The following is a 17,643-nucleotide window of genomic DNA, read 5'->3' as shown; positions in this document are numbered from 1 at the left end:
TAGTATTTTTGAATTGTTATTAAAACAAACTATGGAAGTTCTAAAAAACAAAAAAACACTTCAGGATTTTATAGAAAGACAGAAGGAAATGGGCAAAAAAATAGGTTTTGCACCTACGATGGGAGCTTTACACAATGGTCATCTATCATTGTATGAGGCTGCAAGAAAAGAAAATGACTTGGTGATTTCTTCAATTTTTGTAAATCCTACACAGTTTAACAATGCCGGAGATCTGGAAAAATACCCAAGAGATACTGACCGCGATATATCTATTCTTGAAAATTCCGGTTTGGTAGATGCTGTTTACCTTCCGCAGGTTGAAGATATTTATCCTGAGAAAACAGAAAGCCAGCATTATGATTATGACGGACTGGAAAATGAAATGGAAGGAAAATCAAGACCCGGACACTTTGACGGTGTTGGAACTGTCGTTGAAGAACTTTTCAGACAGGTAAAACCAAACAATGCGTATTTCGGAGAAAAAGACTTCCAGCAATTGGCAATTATCAGTAAAATGGTTGAGAAAAAGCAACTCCCTATTAAAATAATAGGCGTTTCTATCTACAGAGCCGAAAACGGTTTAGCTTTAAGCTCCAGAAACCAACGTCTTGCTGAAGAAAGAAAAAGCGATGCTAAAATTATTTTTGAAACTTTAATTAAAGTTAAAGAATGGTTTAAAAACATTTCTGTTTCTGAAATTAAGGAAAAGATAAATGAAATTTTCAGCAACCAGGAAAATATGGAATTGGAATATTTTTTAATTGCTGACGAGGATACATTAAAAGAAATTGATCAAAAAGAAAATGAAAATTCTTACAGAGCATTTATTGTAGTAAATGTAGACGGAGTAAGATTGATTGACAATATGCATTTGGACTGAAACAAAAAATCAAAGGCTTCCGGAAGGAAGCCTTTGAACACCAAATCACAAAATATTAATATGAAAAAAATTTACTTTTCAGTAAACTTGTGACCCGGCTGGGATTCGAACCCAGGACCCATACATTAAAAGTGTATTGCTCTACCAGCTGAGCTACCGAGTCGGTCACATTAAATTAACGTCGACAAATATAAAATTATTTTTATAAAATATCAATTATTAATCAAATATTTTTTTTTGCAGTGCCTGCGACTGGACTCGAACCAGCACATCCTTAGGAAACCACCCCCTCAAGATGGCGTGTCTACCAATTTCACCACACAGGCAATAAAATTACAGAATTCTAGTAATTTTTTGCTAGTGACCCGGCTGGGATTCGAACCCAGGACCCATACATTAAAAGTGTATTGCTCTACCAGCTGAGCTACCGAGTCGGTCACTTTATTATCAAGTTTCATTGTTAAGTAATGTCCCTTGTTTTTAGTGGTGCAAAGATAGGACTTTTTTCATTATCTCAAAACTTTTTCGCAAATTTGTTTAAAATAATTTCATGATAATTTCACTAGTAGGGTACATGGGGAGTGGCAAATCTCACATTTCCAAAATATTAAGCGACAAAATAAATTTTAAATTAATTGACCTCGATAAAGAAATTTCTCGACGAAATAAATTGACTATTCCTGAAATATTCGAAAAAAAGGGAGAAATTTACTTTAGAAAGTTAGAAAGAGAAACTTTAGAGGAGATTTTAGCTACCCAGGAAAACATAGTTTTGAGTCTGGGCGGGGGAACGCCGGTGTATTATAATAATATGGAAATCATTAATAATAATTCGGCGAGTGTTTTTTTGAGAGCTTCTATCGCTACTTTAGCAGAAAGAATTTCAAAGCAGAAGGAAAAGAGACCTTTGATTGCAAAAATTGCAGATGAAGATCTTCCTGAATTTATTGCCAAACATTTATTTGAGCGAAATGTGTATTACAGCAAAGCTCAGCTTAGCATTAATACCGATCAAAAGGATCCTGAAGACATCATTCAGGAAATAATAGAAAAGCTCTATCTCTAGAGCTTTTCTATTCATTAATTATTTTAATCCTTGGTTTCAGCATCACTGCCGTCTTCACCAAAAAAATCGTCCCAATCTGTAAAATCAGCAGTGACATCGTTTTCTACATATCCATCCATGTCTCTTCTGTCTTTTTTGGTAGGTCTTCCTTCTCCTCTGTTTCGGTAGTATTCCTGAGACATTTTCCGCATCATCAATTGCTCATACTGATCTTTATCGGTCACATCTTTGATATGAAGCGGCACCAATTTAGCTCCAATTCTACTTTTAGGGATCTGTATTACCTTAATTTTATACTCAATTTGATTTTTACGAATTTTGATAACATCTCCTTCTTTTACTTCTTTGGAGGACTTCACAACTGAGTTTCCGATAGAAACCCGGTTCTTTTTTATTTCATCTGCCGATACCGATCTTGTTTTATAAAAACGAATGCTCCATAAAAATTTATCTATTCTCATATTTTTTTATACTTTTGTCGTTATATTATTTGTAAAGTAATTAAAGTTTTTGAAATGAAAAAAATATTTTTGTATATCCTTGCAGGATCGTTGTGTTTCGCAGCTTGTAAAAAGGATGATGAAGTGGAGACCTTCGTAGAACCGGAAGATATCAATGTAAGAAATTCTTATGACGAGCAGGCTATTCAGAAATTCATGGATAACAACTACTTAGATCTGCAGGGAAACATCAAAGCTTTCACTGCTGATGCAGCCGATGACAATGAGAAAAAACTATCTCAGCTAAATCCTCAAACACTTCCTTCGGGAGTTATTTACATCAAAAGAACCGGAGCTCAGCCTGAAGACAGCACTCCTCCTTCAACAGGTGTAGCAATTGGAGATTCTACGCAGATTAAAACAATGATGAGAGCCAATTATTATCTTGCTACAGAAACAGACGGAAACATCTCGCTTGGTAATCCAGGAGTTCTTTTAAATACCATTGATGGAAGCGGTTCCCCGGTAACTGATCCAACATTTTATTTTGTTAAAAAAAGTGTCAGAGTTGCTGCCGGACAGAATAGCAGCTATTATGAAATAGCAGGTCTGAAAGAAGGCTTAAAACAGTTTACAGGTTTTGAAAATCTACCAGATGCAAACCCCTATAATTTACAAGGTGTAATTATTGTACCTTCTAAAGCTGCATTCGCGAGAAATGCTAATTATTATAATCTACAGAATGCATCTTTTGTTTTTAATTTCCAAATTTACAAAGCAGTGCATAGACCTTCTAATCAACAATAAGTAAGTAATTAATTAAAACATACAAAAAGCGCTTCAAAATATTTTGAAGCGCTTTTTATTTATCTCACATTCCCTAAAATATCCGGGAAATATTTATCTGAAAGATGCTCAAATTCATCTCCTCGCATAAACATACTTGCATCTACTTCTTCATAAGAACTTCTTCCTGCCGCAGCAATTAATTCATTACACGTGTGTAAAGTATTTTTATGGAAATGATATACCCTTTCTGCTTTATCAGTTACATCAAGTCCTTTAATCAACATTTTATCCTGCGTTGCTACACCCGTCGGACAATTGTTGTTATTACATCTCAAAGCCTGAATACAGCCAAGAGAAAACATAAATCCTCTTGCATTGTTACACATATCTGCACCCATTGCAACCGCTCGCAAAATATCTAAACTCGTAAGAACTTTTCCGCTTGCTATTACACGTAATTTATTTCTAAGGTTATAATTTCTCAACGTACGATTGACAAATATTAAAGCTGGTTCCAAAGGCATACCTACTCCATCCGAAAACTCCGGTGGTGCAGCTCCGGTTCCTCCTTCTGCTCCGTCAATGGTTATAAAATCAGGATAGATTTTCAGAACATTCATCTGAACGCAAATATCTTCAAACTCTTTAGTATCACCGATACACAATTTAAAACCAACAGGTTTTCCTCCGGAAAGTTCTCTCAACTGTTGTACAAACCTCAATAATCCGGCAGCATCAGAGAAAGATGAATGCGAAGGAGGGGAAATAATAGTTACTCCCGGTGTGACATGACGTATTTTTGCGATTTCAGGTGTGTTTTTTACTCCTGGTAAAACTCCGCCATGCCCAGGTTTTGCACCTTGAGATAACTTAATTTCAACCATTTTCACACTTGGAAGATTAGAATATTTTGTAAATAATTCAGGATTAAATTTACCTTCCTCGTCTCTACAACCAAAATATCCGGTTCCTATTTGCCAGCATAAATCTCCGCCTTCCAAATGGTGAGGCGAGATTCCACCTTCTCCTGTATTATGATAGAAGTTTCCTTTTTTCGCACCTCTATTCAGCGAGATTTGTGCTCTGTCACTCAATGCGCCAAAACTCATTGCCGAAATATTAAATAATGAAGCATGATAAGGCTGAGAACACTGTTCACCCCCAACCCAAACTCTTGGAAGTTCTTCTTTCGGAGATTTAGCATAAATGGAATGTTTTATTCCTTCATATTTTCTATGATTCACCTCCAATTGAGTTCCAAAAGGAACGGTATCGCTCAGGTTTTTTGACCGTCTATACACCGCAGAACGTTGATTTCTGGGAAATGGCTTTCCATCGGTTTCTCTTTCAATGAAATATTGCTGCATTTCAGGCGAAATATCTTCAAAAAAGTATCTGAAATATCCCAAAACAGGAAAATTCCTTAGAATTGCGTGTTTTGTCTGGTAAGTATTATAAACTCCTAATGCATAAATTGCTGTCAATAGTGTAGGAATCCAGTAATGTGCTTTGATCAGTAATGCCACAACCCACGTTGCAGCTACCAATACAATTCCCCAAGATAAAAACTTATCTCTCATAAGAATATATATTTAAAACGTTAAAGATTAAATGTAGTGGAAATATAGCAAACAGACTAAGCTTTTGCTAAAAAACTTTCGTAAGACGATTGCACAGAAACCGTGCCATCTGACAGGATTTTTTCTAAATTCAGAAATTCAATTTGATTTACCGAGGCTTGGTCAAAATCTTTTTGTACCCTCACATAATTTTCTGTGAAGCCATACATTTTGCCGTCTTTATTTTCGTGCTCCCAAAGAACAGGAAGCGTTTTCCCTAATTGAGTCTGGTAAAATGCCATTTTTTTCTTTTCGGAAAGAATTCTAAGCATTTTATTACGTTTTTTTCGCTCCGGAATTGGAACAACACCCGGCATTCCTACCGCTTCTGTATTTTCTCTTTCAGAATAAGTAAATACATGAAGATAAGAAATCGGTAGATTATTTAGGAAGTTATATGTTTCCATGAATAATTCTTCGGTCTCGCCAGGGAAACCAACGATAACATCTACTCCAATTGCTGCATCAGGCATTACTTCACGGATTTTATCAACCCTATCGTTATACAATTTGGTAAGATAACGGCGTTTCATTTTTTTCAACAACTCGTCGCTTCCCGATTGCAAAGGAATGTGAAAATGCGGTACAAAACTTTTACTTTTAGAAACCAATTCGATGCTTTCATCTTTCAAAAGATTGGGTTCAATTGAAGAAATACGAATTCTTTCGATACCTTCAACCTGATCCAACTCAGAAATTAAATCTAAAAAAGTATGCTCGTGTCTTTTGTTTCCGAATTCACCTTTACCGTAATCACCGATATTTACACCTGTCAAAACGATTTCTTTGATATCTCTTTCGGCAATTTCTTTAGCATTTTTCAGAACATTTTCGATGGTGTCTGAACGGGAAATCCCTCTTGCTAAAGGAATTGTACAGTATGTACATTTATAATCGCAACCATCCTGAACTTTCAGGAAAGCTCTGGTTCTGTCACCAATGGAGTAACTTCCGATAAAGAAATCAGTTTCTTCAATTTCGCATGAATGAACAACACCTTCGCTTTCAGATTTTTCTAAATCATCCAAATAGCTTAGAATATTGAATTTTTCTTTGGCTCCAAGAACCAAGTCAACACCGGTAATCTGTGAAATTTCCTCAGGTTTCAGCTGTGCATAGCAACCTACAATTACTACTAAACCTTCAGGATTAGCTTTCATCGCTCTTTTTACGTGAAGTTTACATTCACGATCGGCGTTTTCGGTAACCGAACAAGTATTGATTACATAAATATCTGCTCTATCATCAAAGCTTACCTTATCATAACCTGCATCTGTTAATTGACGGGCAATAGTAGATGTTTCCGCAAAATTTAATTTGCAGCCAAGGGTATGAAAAGCGGCTGTTCTATGAAAGTGGGACATTTATTTTCCTGAATTTTGTGGGTGCAAAGATAATGATTTTAATATGAATTGTAAATTGATTTGGTCTATGGTTTATAATCGTCTCTTACATCAGGGCTATTGGCAAAACAAACGGAAGAAGAATTCTGAATTTCTATATCACCATTTGTAAATTTATCTTTCATTTCATTATTAAAATCCTGCGACTTATTTCTTGCGATGGAAAGTGTTTTCCAATCATCATTTTTCATCATTTTAGCAATAAAAACAATCTGACCGATGTGATAAGGATAATGAGCTAGCTGTCTGAAAACTGCATCAATCACCGAATGTCCTTCATTTCTTATATAAATTGTTGAATATAAATTTTGATCATTAATCTGACTCAAAGCTTCAAAGAGACATTTCCAGCCTTTTTCCCAATAATCTAAAACCTCAGCTTTGGATTGAAAAGTATTTACGAATTCTTCATCACGGTTTCGCCACGGTTTCTCACCATCTTCCGTTAAAAAATTAGTCCATCTCGACAGCATATTTCCTGCGACATGCTTCACAATGATTGCAATTGAATTACTTTCTTGATTGAACTGCCAAAAAATCTGCTCGTCTGAAAGTTGCTCAAATGATTTATCGCCGAGCATCTTATAATATTGAAACCTTTTAATGAATAAATCTTTCATGATGAATGTTTACTATTTTAATTTAAATCCAATTTAGTGTTTTTCACGTATATAAATGTAAATTGCAACCTATGAATTGTAAGATCAGCCATTTTATGCAGGATTTAAATTCTTTGAATATTGAGAAGCTTGAAAAGTGGTTTACTGATGAAACTGTAATTTGGATTCCACCGGCGAAAGAAATTTCCGGAAAAAGCAGGATATTAGCGTTATTCAGAGCTATTTTTAAACGATACGAAAAGATTGAATGGAATGTTTCTGAAATTTTCTCTTTAGGAAACAACAAATATTTTTATCAAACTTCTTCTTCAGGAAATATGGCAGGTAAGGAAGCTTACATTAATGAGATCTGTACTGTTGTACAGTTTTCAGAATGCGGTAAAATACTTTATCTCTCTGATTATTTTAAAGATACAAAAGTTTTTAATTAACAAAAGCCATCTTTTGCAAGATGGCTTTCTCATTATATAATCATTAATTATTATTCTCTATTTTTCACCAATACCCAACCTGAATATTTAATTAGTGTTCCTTTTTTATCATTTTCATTCCATGATACAGAATACCAGTAATTTCCGGTAGGTACTTTTTTATTACCTGCAGTTCCGTCCCATTTATAATTATTCATTTTATCTGCCTGGAAAATTTTGTTTCCGTATCTGTCAAAAACATTAAAAATCAAATTCTGTTTATTTGCCAAAGCAGAATAATCTATGATATCATTGATACCGTCGCCATTGGGCGTAATAACATTTACAAGATTCGGAACGACAATTCCAATTTCTATAGGCTCGCAATCATAAGCGTCTTTCACATAGATTTTGTGATCGCCTCTTTTCACATTCGTAAATACATTAGAATTTTGCCAAGCAATGGCATCCATCGAATATTGGTATGGGGCAGTTCCTCCATTTACATTGACTGTCACTGTTGTATTAGAAATATCGACACTTGTAATAACAGGCTGTTCTGAAGAATGTACTTTTACGCTCTGCTGAGCGATACAATCTCCGGTTTTTAATCTCACCCAATAAGTTCCTACTCCAACATCAGAAATAATTTGTGTTGTTGCACCGGTGCTCCACTCATAGCCATCAAACCCTGCACCTGCATCTAATGTCGTTCTATCTTCAATACAGATTGTTTTATCTTTTAAAGTTTGAGAATACACGGGAGGAATTACTTCCAAATTAATTTTTGCAATACCATAACAACCATTTCCGTCAATAACTTTTACATATACCACTGCATTTGGAGAAATATATGTTGTGAAGTTTGAAATAATGTTAGTTCCGTTGGTTGCATCTGTAAGAGATGGATAATATTTTTTCGTTATTCCTGACTGAGCTGTCACTACAGCATTTGTAAGATCAAAAGAAGCCGTTTTAAGATTAAAATCAAATGTACAAGCTCTCAATGTAGCATCATTTACAACGACTTCAGGATAAAAAAGCAGGGTAATCACTGCATTATCAGAACAGCCATCTGTTGTTTGCACATGTGCATAAACAGTTCCTTCCGCTGACAAATACTGACTTGGGTTAGCAATTTGCCCTGTTCCTGCATTTAGATTAGCCAAAGTCGGGTAATATGTTATCGTCACATTCGAGCCAGTAAATACATTAGCTCCAACCAAATTAAATATACCTTGTCCTTTTTTGTTATTGTTACACGCATAAATCGTTACATCATTAGCCGTAATATTTCCTAATTTGAATTTAAAAGCACCAATCTGTCGACAAGAATTAAGCGCATTATTAGGATTTGCAGGATCCTGATAATGAATACTGTAATAATAGGTTGTTGTGGTATTCACAACCAAAGGTGCCGTAATAGGACTTGTCCCGGAAAGTGCATCATTTTGTGATGTATGATAAGAGATAGTAAAGTTTGGGTTTCCATTTAAGATCCCGGCAGTCAGCGTACTGAAATCAAACAAAGCTGGGCTTGTACAAATAAGGATTTCGCGAGGATCATTTGGATTAGCCGCAGGAATTCCCGGTGGAACAAAAGGGTTTGGCTGTAATGCAGGATTGGTAAAAGGAGAAGCTAAAGTAGCTGTTCCGCCCCATGTCAGCGAAAAAGGTGCTGTGGTGCTGCCACCAGCTCCGACCCAGTTATCGATATATAAGTAATAAGTTTGCCCTGCAACTACATCCATATATTGACAATAAGGAGTCGTAGAACCGCCTGCTGCACTTATAATCGTACTTGTCATATCCAATCCTGTTGAGGCGCCTACTCCAATTACGGTTGCGGCATTGCATCGAATTGGCGAACCTAAACTTCCGCAGACAGCATTAGGCCCATAAATTGCCCAGTCATAATCTGCATCTGAATTGGTGGGAACCAAATCAAAAGTAAGCGTTCCGCTTGTTGCGATCGTTAATTTATACCATATTGAGTTATGCTCTCCGGTTATCAGACAGCCTCCTAAAGATTCGTTGACCAGACCAATTCCTGTAGGGCTGTAGGTAATGCTTGAGTTTCCACAAACAGCTAATGCAGTAGAACAATCTGCCTGAGAATAAAAACTTTGTGAAATGCAAAAAAGGATAAATAGTAAAGTTTTTTTCATGTTAATCTGGTTATTAATTAATTATACCAAATATAATCAAATTTAATTAACATCACAAAATATTGATAAAAACATATTATTCATCAATAAAACATTTATAAAATTATAAAATTTATACTAATATCTGGATCCTATTTAATATTAGTCATATTCCCACAGAGGTTTTCGAGATGAAAAATCTTATGAAAAGGGCTTTTCACCTGACTCAGATGTTCTCTGTCCTGAATGAAAGTATACCTCGACGCAATAGAATTCATATCTGAAACAATAACCAGCCAGCATTCATCAACAGAAGTGTCATAATATGGGAATTTTTCGTTCTTTTTTTCGATCAGTTCAATAATTTTCTCAGAACAGAGTTCGTCAAAAAGACTCATATTATATTCATAAGTGATAAAAACATTTCTGCGGTGAGAAGATTTTCTGATATTTTTCACACAACCGACAGGTTTTCCTCTTTTAATGCTTTTATAAATATTTAAAATAATTTCTTGCTGATTCTCCAGAGAATCAAATTTAATATTTGGATGAAATTCTAAAAAATAAACACCACGATATTTCGTAGTGTCTTCTTGTTCGAGTAATATTTCTGCCTGACGGAAAATCTTGTTTAAGCTGCTTTCCAACTTTTTCATATCAAGATGATTGATCACCTCAGTCAATTCTATTCCTATCTTTTTTTCGTTAAGCGTAGCAATAAAATCAGGACTTTCGCAGGTAAGATTCTCAAAGGTAACTTCCGGAAAATGATGCATAAAAGAATTAAGCAATAAAATTTCTGCTTTTTTCTTATATTTTTCACGGTCATGAAGTTGTGATTCATCAATCTTTTGGTGATATTTTTGCATCGGCTTTTTTTTCAAATGCCGGTTGAGATAATACAAGCTGAGATTTTTTATTAAATCTTCATCAGAAAATGCTCTTTTCATGTGTTGTTTTTTTAATTAATAATGACACATGGTTTTCACGGTTTAGACTGAAAGTTTTTGATTATCAAAAATTTACACTTAAAGGTAATTAAAAATAAGATTCAACAGTCTCTTTTTACAATAATTTATCACATAATTAATGTAGAGTTTCTTTTCTTAATTAATACCTTTACTCTTATTTAACGCAAACAATGATTTTATGGATTTCAGAAATTATAAAGTACCTTTCAACATCAGCCCAGAATACTCTAAAAAAGTTGCCTATTTCTCAATGGAATTTGCATTGGAGCAGGTTTTAAAAATATATTCCGGAGGTTTGGGATTCTTAGCGGGATCTCACATGAGAAGTGCGTACAATCTTAATCAGGATCTTATCGGGATCGGAATTTTATGGAAATTCGGATATTACGATCAGGCAAGAAATCATGATCAGACTTTGCAGCCCACGTGGACAAGAAAAATGTACAGCTTTCTTGAAGATACAGGTGTCAAATTTCAAATCGAAATCCACAGCGCACCGGTTTGGGTGAAAGTGTGGTATCTCGATCCTGAAACGTTCAACACAGCACCCATGTTTTTGCTTTCTACAGATGTACCGGAAAACGATCATATTTCTAAAACAATTTGTCACAGATTGTATGATGCCAATGAATCTACAAAACTCGCACAATACATTTTGCTTGGAAAAGGCGGCGCAAAACTTTTAGATGAAATGAATATCGAGAGAGATGTCTATCATCTAAACGAGGCTCACGGCCTTCCTGCAGCATTTCATTTACTAAAAAAATATAACGGAAATATTCAGAAAGTAAAAGAAAAACTTGTTTTTACTACTCACACTCCGGAAGAAGCAGGAAATGAAAAACATAATCTGAAACTTTGCTACGATATGTCTTATTTTTCAGGATTAAGCATGGAAGAGGCAAAAGCGATAGAAGGTTCCGACGGCGAACTTTTCAATCATTCTCTTTGCGCTTTGAAAATGGCGAGGGTTGCCAATGGTGTTTCACAGTTACATGGTGAAGTTTCCAGAGCAATGTGGAGTAAATATCCGGGAATCTGTGAGATTAAATCGATTACCAACGCTCAGGAATTCAAATATTGGGGCGACAAAGAGCTTTACAATTCGAAGGACGAAAAAAACGATACTCTTTTCGATTACAGAAAGAAAATTTTAAAGAAAAGACTATTCAGAATAGTTGCCGACCAAACCGGAAATTTATTTGATCCTAATATATTTACAATCGTTTGGGCAAGGAGATTTGCAGGTTATAAGAGAGCAGATCTGCTTCTACAGGACAAAGAAAGATTTAGAAAATTGCTTAGCAATCCTGACTATCCCGTACAGATTATTTGGGCCGGAAAACCTTATCCGATGGATTATTCTTCGATCTCAACATTCAATGTTTTGGTGGAAGAGAGTAAAAATCACAAAAACATGGCGGTTTTAACGGGTTACGAATTGGCTTTAAGCAAATCTTTAAAGCAAGGTTCAGATTTATGGTTAAATAATCCTCGAGTTCCCAGAGAAGCTTCGGGTACATCAGGGATGACGGCTGCAATGAATGGCTCGGTAAATCTTTCAACTGACGATGGCTGGATTCCTGAATTTGCAAAACATGGCGAAAATGCTTTCGTTGTTCCGAAAGCAGATTTTGCGAATATGAGTATTTACGAACAAGACAGATATGATTTCAACAAATTATATGAACTTCTGGAGAAAGAAATTCTTCCTACTTATTACGACCAGCCTGATAAATGGCGAAAAATACAGCAAAATTCTATGAAAGACGTAAAACAAAATTTCAACAGTGATAGAATGGCTGATGAATACTATAATATTATGTATAATCATAAGGCATAAAACTCACTTAGTGATTATATAATCTACAATAAAAAAATAATCGGTCTGAATAGTCAGACCGATTATTTTTTTTTATTCTTTTTTCTTTTTTTGCTTTGGGACTTTCAAACCGGCTTCGCGAGCCTCAGAAATACCGATTGCAACGGCCTGTTTTCTGTTTTTGACTTTTTCACCTGATGAAGATTTCAATTTTCCTTCTTTGAATTCTTCCATCACTTTTCCTACTTTCTTCTGAGCCTTATCTGAATATTTTGTTTTGCTCATAACATTTAATTTTTAAGATTTTGGTACTGATATGCCTATTTCATAAACATTTGCATGCTTCAAATATTTTGAACGCTCTCTTGAAGTTACCGATTCAAATTGGTCGTTTTTCAAAACAACAATTGGATCTTCTGCGTTTTCAATTTCAAAATTCGCCAGATATCTTTCATCCGGCGGAGACTGTGTCAACTTTGCTTTTATTTTCTGCAGTTCGTCTGCGTATTGTTTAAAGCCAGGGTCTGAAGAGTGTATAAATTTATATTCATCACCTGCATATACATAATAGTGAATCTTTTTTTCAACCAAGCCAGCTTCATCTGTAATCTGAGGATTGTCGTTACCGTCTTTAAAAGCAACTTCAATTAATTTTCCACCTTCATTTTGTACGTAATTTTCTGCTTCTGCAAAATTTGCAAATCCTGTAAAGACAGTTTGATCCTCCAAATCGTAACGATTAAGCTTTTTATTATTTTCTTTAGTTTCCATAATTATTTCTTTAATATTAAATTATATTCAATTTTTCTGCCAAAGCACTAAGACAAAAGCTTTTTCTTATCAGATTGATAAAATTATTATCTTTGAAATTCTTTAAATAAAGCAATGAAAAAATTCTTACTTACCCTTACTGTTATTGCAGCATTTCAAAATGCTATGTCGCAGGAAATTACTTTAGATAAAATATATTCAGGATACTACCGTGGCAAAGGCATAGCCGGAATTACATCCATGAAAAATGGTGAAAATTATCTAGTTATCGAGCAAAATGGTATCGCAAAATATTCTTATAAAACGTCTCAGAAAGAAGGAAATCTGGTAGACGGAAGTTTCGAGAGCTACGAATTTTCTGATGATGAGTCTAAAATACTTTTATTAAAACAAAGTCAGCCAATCTATAGACATTCTTTTTTAGGTGTTTATGATGTTAAAGATTTAAAATCTGGAAAAAATTTAAGCCTTAATGAAGGAAAACCTGTTCAGGAACCGAGATTTTCTCCTGATGCAACAAAAATTTCTTTCATTGTTGATAATAATTTATTTTATCAGGATTTAAATTCAGGAAAAATCACTCAGATTACAGAACATGGTATAAAAAATAAAGTCTTAAATGGTTTGGCAGATTGGGTGTATGAAGAAGAATTTGGACATGCAAGATTGTATGAATGGACCAAAAACTCGGCAGACATTCTATTTGTAAAGTTGGTTGAGACCGACGTTCCTGAAATTTACATTCCACTGTACGGCAAATCTCTTTACCCGACTGAAATGCGCTACAAATATCCTAAAGCAGGAGAAAAAAACTCAATTGCATCAGCACACATTTATCATCTGGCAGACGGGAAAAAGACAAAAGTAAATCTTGATCAGTTTAAAAACTATTATATTCCGAATGTTATTCAGACATCAAATGCAGACGAAATTGTTTTGATTACTTCACAGAGAACGCAAAATGCTTCTGATGTTTTGAAGGTAAATACTAAAACCGGTGAAGTAAAAAAACTTTTTACAGAAACAGACGACAAGTGGATTGATACAGACAATGTAACGTTAGAATTTCTTGAAGACAACAGTTTTCTTTGGGCTTCCGAAAGAGATGGTTTCCGCCACTTGTACTGGTATGATAAAGACGGAAAGCTAAAGAAACAGGTTACAAAAGGCAACTGGGAAGTAACAGAATATTACGGTTACAATCCTAAATCTCAGGAAATATTCGTTCAGACTACAGAAAAAGGAAGCATTAACAAAGTGATTTCTAAAATCAATATTCAAAACGGAAAATCGCAGCTGATTTCAAATGCAGAAGGGAGCAATGCGGCAAACTTCAGCAAAAATTACAGTTATTTTATCGAAACTTCTTCCACAGCAGCAAACCCGTACACATTTGTTTTAAAAGACGGGAATGGCAAAAAATTGAAAGAGCTTCAGAATAATGACGATCAGTTAAAAAAATTACAGGCAGATCAATTTGCAGTAAAAGAATTCATTACCATTCCAAACACAGCAGGAGATCAGATGAATGCATGGATTATTAAGCCTAAAAATTTTGATCCAAACAAGAAATATCCTTTATTTATGTACCAATATTCTGGTCCGGGATCTCAACAGGTTTCTAATTCTTGGGACAATGGAAATGCACTTTGGTTTGAAATGCTTGCACAAAAAGGATATATTATTGCTTGTGTAGACGGACGCGGAACCGGATATAAAGGTGCAAAATTCAAGAAAGTAACCTATAAAAATTTAGGGAAATACGAGATTGAAGATCAGATTACTGCCGCAAAATGGTTAGGAAATCAAAAATATATCGACAAAACAAGAATCGGAATCTTCGGATGGAGTTTCGGTGGATATATGGCAAGTTTGGCAATGACCAAAGGTGCTGATGTTTTCAAAGCTGGAATCGCTGTTGCACCGGTAACCAACTGGAGATATTATGATTCTGTTTACACCGAAAGATTTTTGTTAACACCACAGGAAAACCCGGCAGGTTACGATGATAATTCGCCAACAACTTATGCTAATTTGTTGAAAGGTAAATTTTTATTAATCCACGGAACGGCTGATGACAACGTACATTTCCAGAATTCTATGGAGTTTTCTGAAGCATTGATTCAGAATAAAAAACAGTTTGAATTTATGGCATATCCGGATAAAAATCATGGAATTTATGGTGGGCAAACAAGACCACAACTGTATCAAAAAATGACAGATTTTATTTTGGAGAACCTTTAAAATTTTATCTAAATTAAATAATAAAAAAATCCGAATCTTTCACATAAGATTCGGATTTTTACTTTCTATCTTTCCAAACTTCAGGATTTCTTGAAGTATGGAAAACAGAATATATTTCAATTAAATTTTTCTCTTCGTTGTAGTAATAATGAATACCATAAGGGAATTTTTTGAAGAAAACAATTCTGTTCTCATCATATTTAAGCTCACAAGACAAGGGGTTTTCTTTAATAAAATTAATTTTATAACGAAACTCATTAACAAAATCATCCCCGAGCTTTTTATCAATTTTCCTGTACCACCTGTTGATTTCTTGTAAATCAATTTTTACGAAATGGTTATAAATTAATTTAGTCACCACTTTCCAAATCCTTTAAATAATCATCCATTTCAGATTCAGAAACAAAACTTTCTGGGTGTTCTTGCGAATACTTCACCCTTCTTCTCACTTCTTCTTTCTGCCAGTCAGGAATTTTATATTGCTTATCATTTAAATGTTTATATTTTAAAAAATCAATAAAATCATTTACCTGGTAAAAAAATTCTTTAGGCAAAGTTTCCAGATTACTTTCAATATCTTTTACTGTAATTTCCATTTTTTCAGTGTTTTATTTTTACTCAAAGTTAATAAAATTCAAATATTGTTTTTAAAATTTTATATTTGTGAAATTGTAAAAATCTCATACATGAAAACCAAACACCCAAAAGGCCTTCCCTATTTATTCTTCACAGAGATGTGGGAGCGTTTCGGCTATTACCTTATCCTCGGAATTTTTGTACTGTACATGATCGACAGCGAAAAAGGAGGATTGGCTTTTGACGATAAAAATGCTGATGATATCTTCGGAACCTTTATCGCATTGACTTATCTTACCCCTTTCTTAGGCGGATTTTTAGCCGACAGAGTTTTAGGTTATATCAAAGCCATATACATCGGTGGCTTCTTGATGGGACTTGGATATCTGGGGATTGGTTTTTTTAAGGAATTACCTTTATTTTATGCTTCTTTAGCATTAATTATCATCGGAAACGGATTTTTCAAACCAAGTATTTCCACTCTGTTAGGAAATCTTTACAATGAAGAGCCTTATAAAGCCAATAAAGACGCCGGATATAACATTTTCTACATGGGTATCAACATCGGTGCTTTTGTCTGCAACATTATTGCTGCTTTCATGCGTAATAAATACGGATGGGGTCCTGCATTTATGACCGCCGGAGTAGGAATGTTTGTGGGACTTTTAGTTTTCAGCATCGGAAGACAACATATTCTTAAAGCAAATATTTTAAAGCCTGCACAGGAAGGAGACACAAAGATTTCTGATGTCTTAGTAAAAGTATTTTTACCAGCTGTTATTTTCGGACTAGTCGGTTGGTTTATCCCGAATAATATTTTTGGAAGCGACAGTACGGATGCATTTATTTTTGCGTGCGTTCCCGTGATTTATTTCTACGTAATGCTTTACGTAAAGGCAAATGCAGAAGATAAAAAACCAATCGGCGCATTATTGGCAATTTTTGCTGTAAGTTTAATGTTTTGGGCTGTGTTTAAACAAAACGGAACTGCCTTAACACGTTGGGCAAATTATTATACAGATAGAACCGTACCTGCTCCTTTAGAAAAACCTTTAGAAGCCATTTATTTAGTGGATAAAAAAGATTATCTAGACAAAGAAGTCTCAGTCTACGACGACCAATATCAAGTGAAAAAAGACGAAAAAGGCAACGCTCTAAAAGAGCAAGGAAAAGATATTTATTTCAGAAATATTTCGCAGGCTGAGCGTACAAAACTTGAAGCAAACCCTGCCGAAAAAGTTAATCTTTACAATACCGAATTATTTCAGTCGATTAATCCGGGTTGGGTAATTTTACTCACGCCTGTTGTCGTTGCATTTTTTATGATGCTTCGCAGAAAAGGAAAAGAGCCAAGTACTCCTTCGAAAATAGTATTGGGATTATTTATCTCGGCATTATCCTGTTTAGTGATGGTGGGAGCAGTTTATGCAGGGCAGAACGGTCTTTTAAAAGTATCTGCTTTATGGCTCGTTGCAGCGTATGGTGTGATCACCGTGGGAGAACTTTGTCTTTCGCCAATGGGATTATCTTTGGTTTCAAAACTTTCGCCACCAAGATTAACAGCATTAATGATGGGCGGATTTTTCCTTTCCACCTCAATCGGGAATAAACTTTCGGGAGTTTTAGCAAGTTTTTGGTATGATTACGACAACAAAGCCAATTTCTTTATCGTAAATTTCGGATTGTTGCTTTTAGCGACTTTACTTGGACTTTCAATTTTGAAAAGGCTAAATAAAATAATGAAGGAAAAAGGAGTAAATTAACCTCCTAAAATTCTAAATAAACAGCCGTAGATAATTTCTGCGGCTTTTTTATTTTAAAAATAAAATTAAAACCTTGCCAAAAACTCAAAAAAAACTATATTTGTGAGTCTTAACAAAAATTT

The 17,643-nt window shown here is 34.7% G+C and carries 17 protein-coding genes and 3 tRNA genes; 7 read left to right on the top strand and 13 right to left on the bottom strand.

Annotated features, from left to right (window positions below; genetic code table 11):
* Positions 1-31: 31 nt before the first annotated feature.
* Positions 32-880, top strand: coding sequence for a pantoate--beta-alanine ligase (gene panC, locus EG358_RS05605; protein ID WP_076562494.1), 849 nt, complete (start codon positions 32-34; stop codon positions 878-880).
* A 90-nt stretch (positions 881-970) separates the two neighbouring features.
* Here the strand turns inward: panC and EG358_RS05600 are convergent.
* From EG358_RS05600 to EG358_RS05590, 3 genes are all read right to left on the bottom strand, one after another.
* Positions 971-1,043: transfer RNA gene (locus EG358_RS05600), tRNA-Lys, on the bottom strand.
* Positions 1,044-1,123: 80 nt separating this feature from the next.
* Positions 1,124-1,206, bottom strand: a tRNA-Leu gene (locus EG358_RS05595).
* 35 nt (positions 1,207-1,241) lie between these two features.
* Positions 1,242-1,314, bottom strand: a tRNA-Lys gene (locus EG358_RS05590).
* Positions 1,315-1,430: 116 nt separating this feature from the next.
* On the opposite strand from EG358_RS05590, the gene EG358_RS05585 reads away from it, so the two are divergent.
* The gene (locus tag EG358_RS05585) at positions 1,431-1,946 is read left to right on the top strand and encodes a shikimate kinase (protein ID WP_076562496.1); all 516 of its coding nucleotides are present in this window, start codon (positions 1,431-1,433) and stop codon (positions 1,944-1,946) included.
* Between the two features lie 23 nt (positions 1,947-1,969).
* Here EG358_RS05585 and EG358_RS05580 read toward each other — a convergent pair whose 3' ends face one another.
* Complete coding sequence (locus EG358_RS05580; protein ID WP_076562498.1) at positions 1,970-2,407, bottom strand: RNA-binding S4 domain-containing protein; 438 nt, start codon at positions 2,405-2,407, stop codon at positions 1,970-1,972.
* A gap of 54 nt (positions 2,408-2,461) precedes the next feature.
* Between EG358_RS05580 and EG358_RS05575 the strand changes: the two genes are divergently transcribed.
* Positions 2,462-3,193 carry a hypothetical protein gene (locus EG358_RS05575; RefSeq protein ID WP_076562499.1) on the top strand — a complete coding sequence of 244 codons (732 nt, stop codon included), beginning with the start codon at positions 2,462-2,464 and terminating at the stop codon, positions 3,191-3,193.
* A 59-nt stretch (positions 3,194-3,252) separates the two neighbouring features.
* Here EG358_RS05575 and EG358_RS05570 read toward each other — a convergent pair whose 3' ends face one another.
* The 3 genes from EG358_RS05570 to EG358_RS05560 form a co-directional block, all read right to left on the bottom strand.
* Positions 3,253-4,755: an FMN-binding glutamate synthase family protein gene (locus EG358_RS05570; protein ID WP_076562501.1), complete on the bottom strand. Its 1,503-nt coding sequence runs from the start codon at positions 4,753-4,755 to the stop codon at positions 3,253-3,255.
* A gap of 56 nt (positions 4,756-4,811) precedes the next feature.
* Positions 4,812-6,158, bottom strand: coding sequence for a tRNA (N(6)-L-threonylcarbamoyladenosine(37)-C(2))-methylthiotransferase MtaB (gene mtaB, locus EG358_RS05565; RefSeq protein ID WP_076562502.1), 1,347 nt, complete (start codon positions 6,156-6,158; stop codon positions 4,812-4,814).
* Positions 6,159-6,223: 65 nt separating this feature from the next.
* Positions 6,224-6,817, bottom strand: coding sequence for a DUF1572 domain-containing protein (locus EG358_RS05560; protein WP_076562504.1), 594 nt, complete (start codon positions 6,815-6,817; stop codon positions 6,224-6,226).
* Between the two features lie 71 nt (positions 6,818-6,888).
* Here EG358_RS05560 and EG358_RS05555 point away from each other — a divergent pair, with 71 nt between their 5' ends.
* Positions 6,889-7,248 (top strand): nuclear transport factor 2 family protein, encoded by a 360-nt coding sequence (locus EG358_RS05555; protein WP_083677096.1) that lies wholly within the window; start codon positions 6,889-6,891, stop codon positions 7,246-7,248.
* 50 nt (positions 7,249-7,298) lie between these two features.
* On the opposite strand, the gene EG358_RS05550 is transcribed toward EG358_RS05555, so the two are convergent.
* Positions 7,299-9,395, bottom strand: coding sequence for a T9SS type B sorting domain-containing protein (locus EG358_RS05550; protein WP_076562507.1), 2,097 nt, complete (start codon positions 9,393-9,395; stop codon positions 7,299-7,301).
* A gap of 131 nt (positions 9,396-9,526) precedes the next feature.
* Positions 9,527-10,324: a hypothetical protein gene (locus EG358_RS05545; RefSeq protein ID WP_076562508.1), complete on the bottom strand. Its 798-nt coding sequence runs from the start codon at positions 10,322-10,324 to the stop codon at positions 9,527-9,529.
* 199 nt (positions 10,325-10,523) lie between these two features.
* Here EG358_RS05545 and glgP point away from each other — a divergent pair, with 199 nt between their 5' ends.
* Entirely contained in the window at positions 10,524-12,188 is a 1,665-nt protein-coding gene (gene glgP, locus EG358_RS05540; protein ID WP_076562510.1) for an alpha-glucan family phosphorylase, read from the top strand.
* A 72-nt stretch (positions 12,189-12,260) separates the two neighbouring features.
* On the opposite strand, the gene EG358_RS05535 is transcribed toward glgP, so the two are convergent.
* Complete coding sequence (locus EG358_RS05535; protein ID WP_076562511.1) at positions 12,261-12,452, bottom strand: DUF6496 domain-containing protein; 192 nt, start codon at positions 12,450-12,452, stop codon at positions 12,261-12,263.
* Positions 12,453-12,464: 12 nt separating this feature from the next.
* Positions 12,465-12,938, bottom strand: a complete 474-nt coding sequence (locus tag EG358_RS05530) for a hypothetical protein (protein WP_076562513.1) — start codon at positions 12,936-12,938, stop codon at positions 12,465-12,467.
* A gap of 114 nt (positions 12,939-13,052) precedes the next feature.
* On the opposite strand from EG358_RS05530, the gene EG358_RS05525 reads away from it, so the two are divergent.
* A complete protein-coding gene (locus tag EG358_RS05525; RefSeq protein ID WP_076562515.1) occupies positions 13,053-15,182 on the top strand; it encodes a S9 family peptidase in 2,130 nt (709 codons plus the stop codon).
* Between the two features lie 58 nt (positions 15,183-15,240).
* Here the strand turns inward: EG358_RS05525 and EG358_RS05520 are convergent, their stop codons facing one another.
* Together EG358_RS05520 and EG358_RS05515 are read right to left on the bottom strand one after the other, a co-directional pair.
* Positions 15,241-15,540 (bottom strand): type II toxin-antitoxin system RelE/ParE family toxin, encoded by a 300-nt coding sequence (locus EG358_RS05520; RefSeq protein WP_076562518.1) that lies wholly within the window; start codon positions 15,538-15,540, stop codon positions 15,241-15,243.
* Positions 15,533-15,778, bottom strand: coding sequence for a hypothetical protein (locus tag EG358_RS05515; protein WP_076562520.1), 246 nt, complete (start codon positions 15,776-15,778; stop codon positions 15,533-15,535). Before EG358_RS05515 ends, EG358_RS05520 begins: the two co-directional genes overlap by 8 nt.
* Before the next feature lie 90 nt (positions 15,779-15,868).
* Here EG358_RS05515 and EG358_RS05510 point away from each other — a divergent pair, with 90 nt between their 5' ends.
* On the top strand, positions 15,869-17,521 hold the full coding sequence (locus tag EG358_RS05510) for a peptide MFS transporter (RefSeq protein ID WP_076562521.1): 1,653 nt from the start codon (positions 15,869-15,871) through the stop codon (positions 17,519-17,521).
* Positions 17,522-17,643: the final 122 nt, after the last annotated feature.

Source organism: Chryseobacterium indoltheticum (assembly GCF_003815915.1).
Classification (GTDB): domain Bacteria; phylum Bacteroidota; class Bacteroidia; order Flavobacteriales; family Weeksellaceae; genus Chryseobacterium; species Chryseobacterium indoltheticum.
This window is presented reverse-complemented; position numbering and strand designations above follow the sequence as displayed.

Coding starts and splice junctions, on each gene's coding strand:
- EG358_RS05515 (WP_076562520.1), bottom strand. CDS start 15,778: ATGGAAATTACAGTAAAAGATATTGAAAGTAATCTGGAAACTTTGCCT.
- EG358_RS05560 (WP_076562504.1), bottom strand. CDS start 6,817: ATGAAAGATTTATTCATTAAAAGGTTTCAATATTATAAGATGCTCGGC.
- EG358_RS05555 (WP_083677096.1), top strand. CDS start 6,889: ATGAATTGTAAGATCAGCCATTTTATGCAGGATTTAAATTCTTTGAAT.
- EG358_RS05525 (WP_076562515.1), top strand. CDS start 13,053: ATGAAAAAATTCTTACTTACCCTTACTGTTATTGCAGCATTTCAAAAT.
- EG358_RS05585 (WP_076562496.1), top strand. CDS start 1,431: ATGATAATTTCACTAGTAGGGTACATGGGGAGTGGCAAATCTCACATT.
- EG358_RS05575 (WP_076562499.1), top strand. CDS start 2,462: ATGAAAAAAATATTTTTGTATATCCTTGCAGGATCGTTGTGTTTCGCA.
- mtaB (WP_076562502.1), bottom strand. CDS start 6,158: ATGTCCCACTTTCATAGAACAGCCGCTTTTCATACCCTTGGCTGCAAA.
- EG358_RS05550 (WP_076562507.1), bottom strand. CDS start 9,395: ATGAAAAAAACTTTACTATTTATCCTTTTTTGCATTTCACAAAGTTTT.
- EG358_RS05580 (WP_076562498.1), bottom strand. CDS start 2,407: ATGAGAATAGATAAATTTTTATGGAGCATTCGTTTTTATAAAACAAGA.
- glgP (WP_076562510.1), top strand. CDS start 10,524: ATGGATTTCAGAAATTATAAAGTACCTTTCAACATCAGCCCAGAATAC.
- EG358_RS05545 (WP_076562508.1), bottom strand. CDS start 10,324: ATGAAAAGAGCATTTTCTGATGAAGATTTAATAAAAAATCTCAGCTTG.
- EG358_RS05570 (WP_076562501.1), bottom strand. CDS start 4,755: ATGAGAGATAAGTTTTTATCTTGGGGAATTGTATTGGTAGCTGCAACG.
- EG358_RS05535 (WP_076562511.1), bottom strand. CDS start 12,452: ATGAGCAAAACAAAATATTCAGATAAGGCTCAGAAGAAAGTAGGAAAA.
- EG358_RS05530 (WP_076562513.1), bottom strand. CDS start 12,938: ATGGAAACTAAAGAAAATAATAAAAAGCTTAATCGTTACGATTTGGAG.
- EG358_RS05510 (WP_076562521.1), top strand. CDS start 15,869: ATGAAAACCAAACACCCAAAAGGCCTTCCCTATTTATTCTTCACAGAG.
- panC (WP_076562494.1), top strand. CDS start 32: ATGGAAGTTCTAAAAAACAAAAAAACACTTCAGGATTTTATAGAAAGA.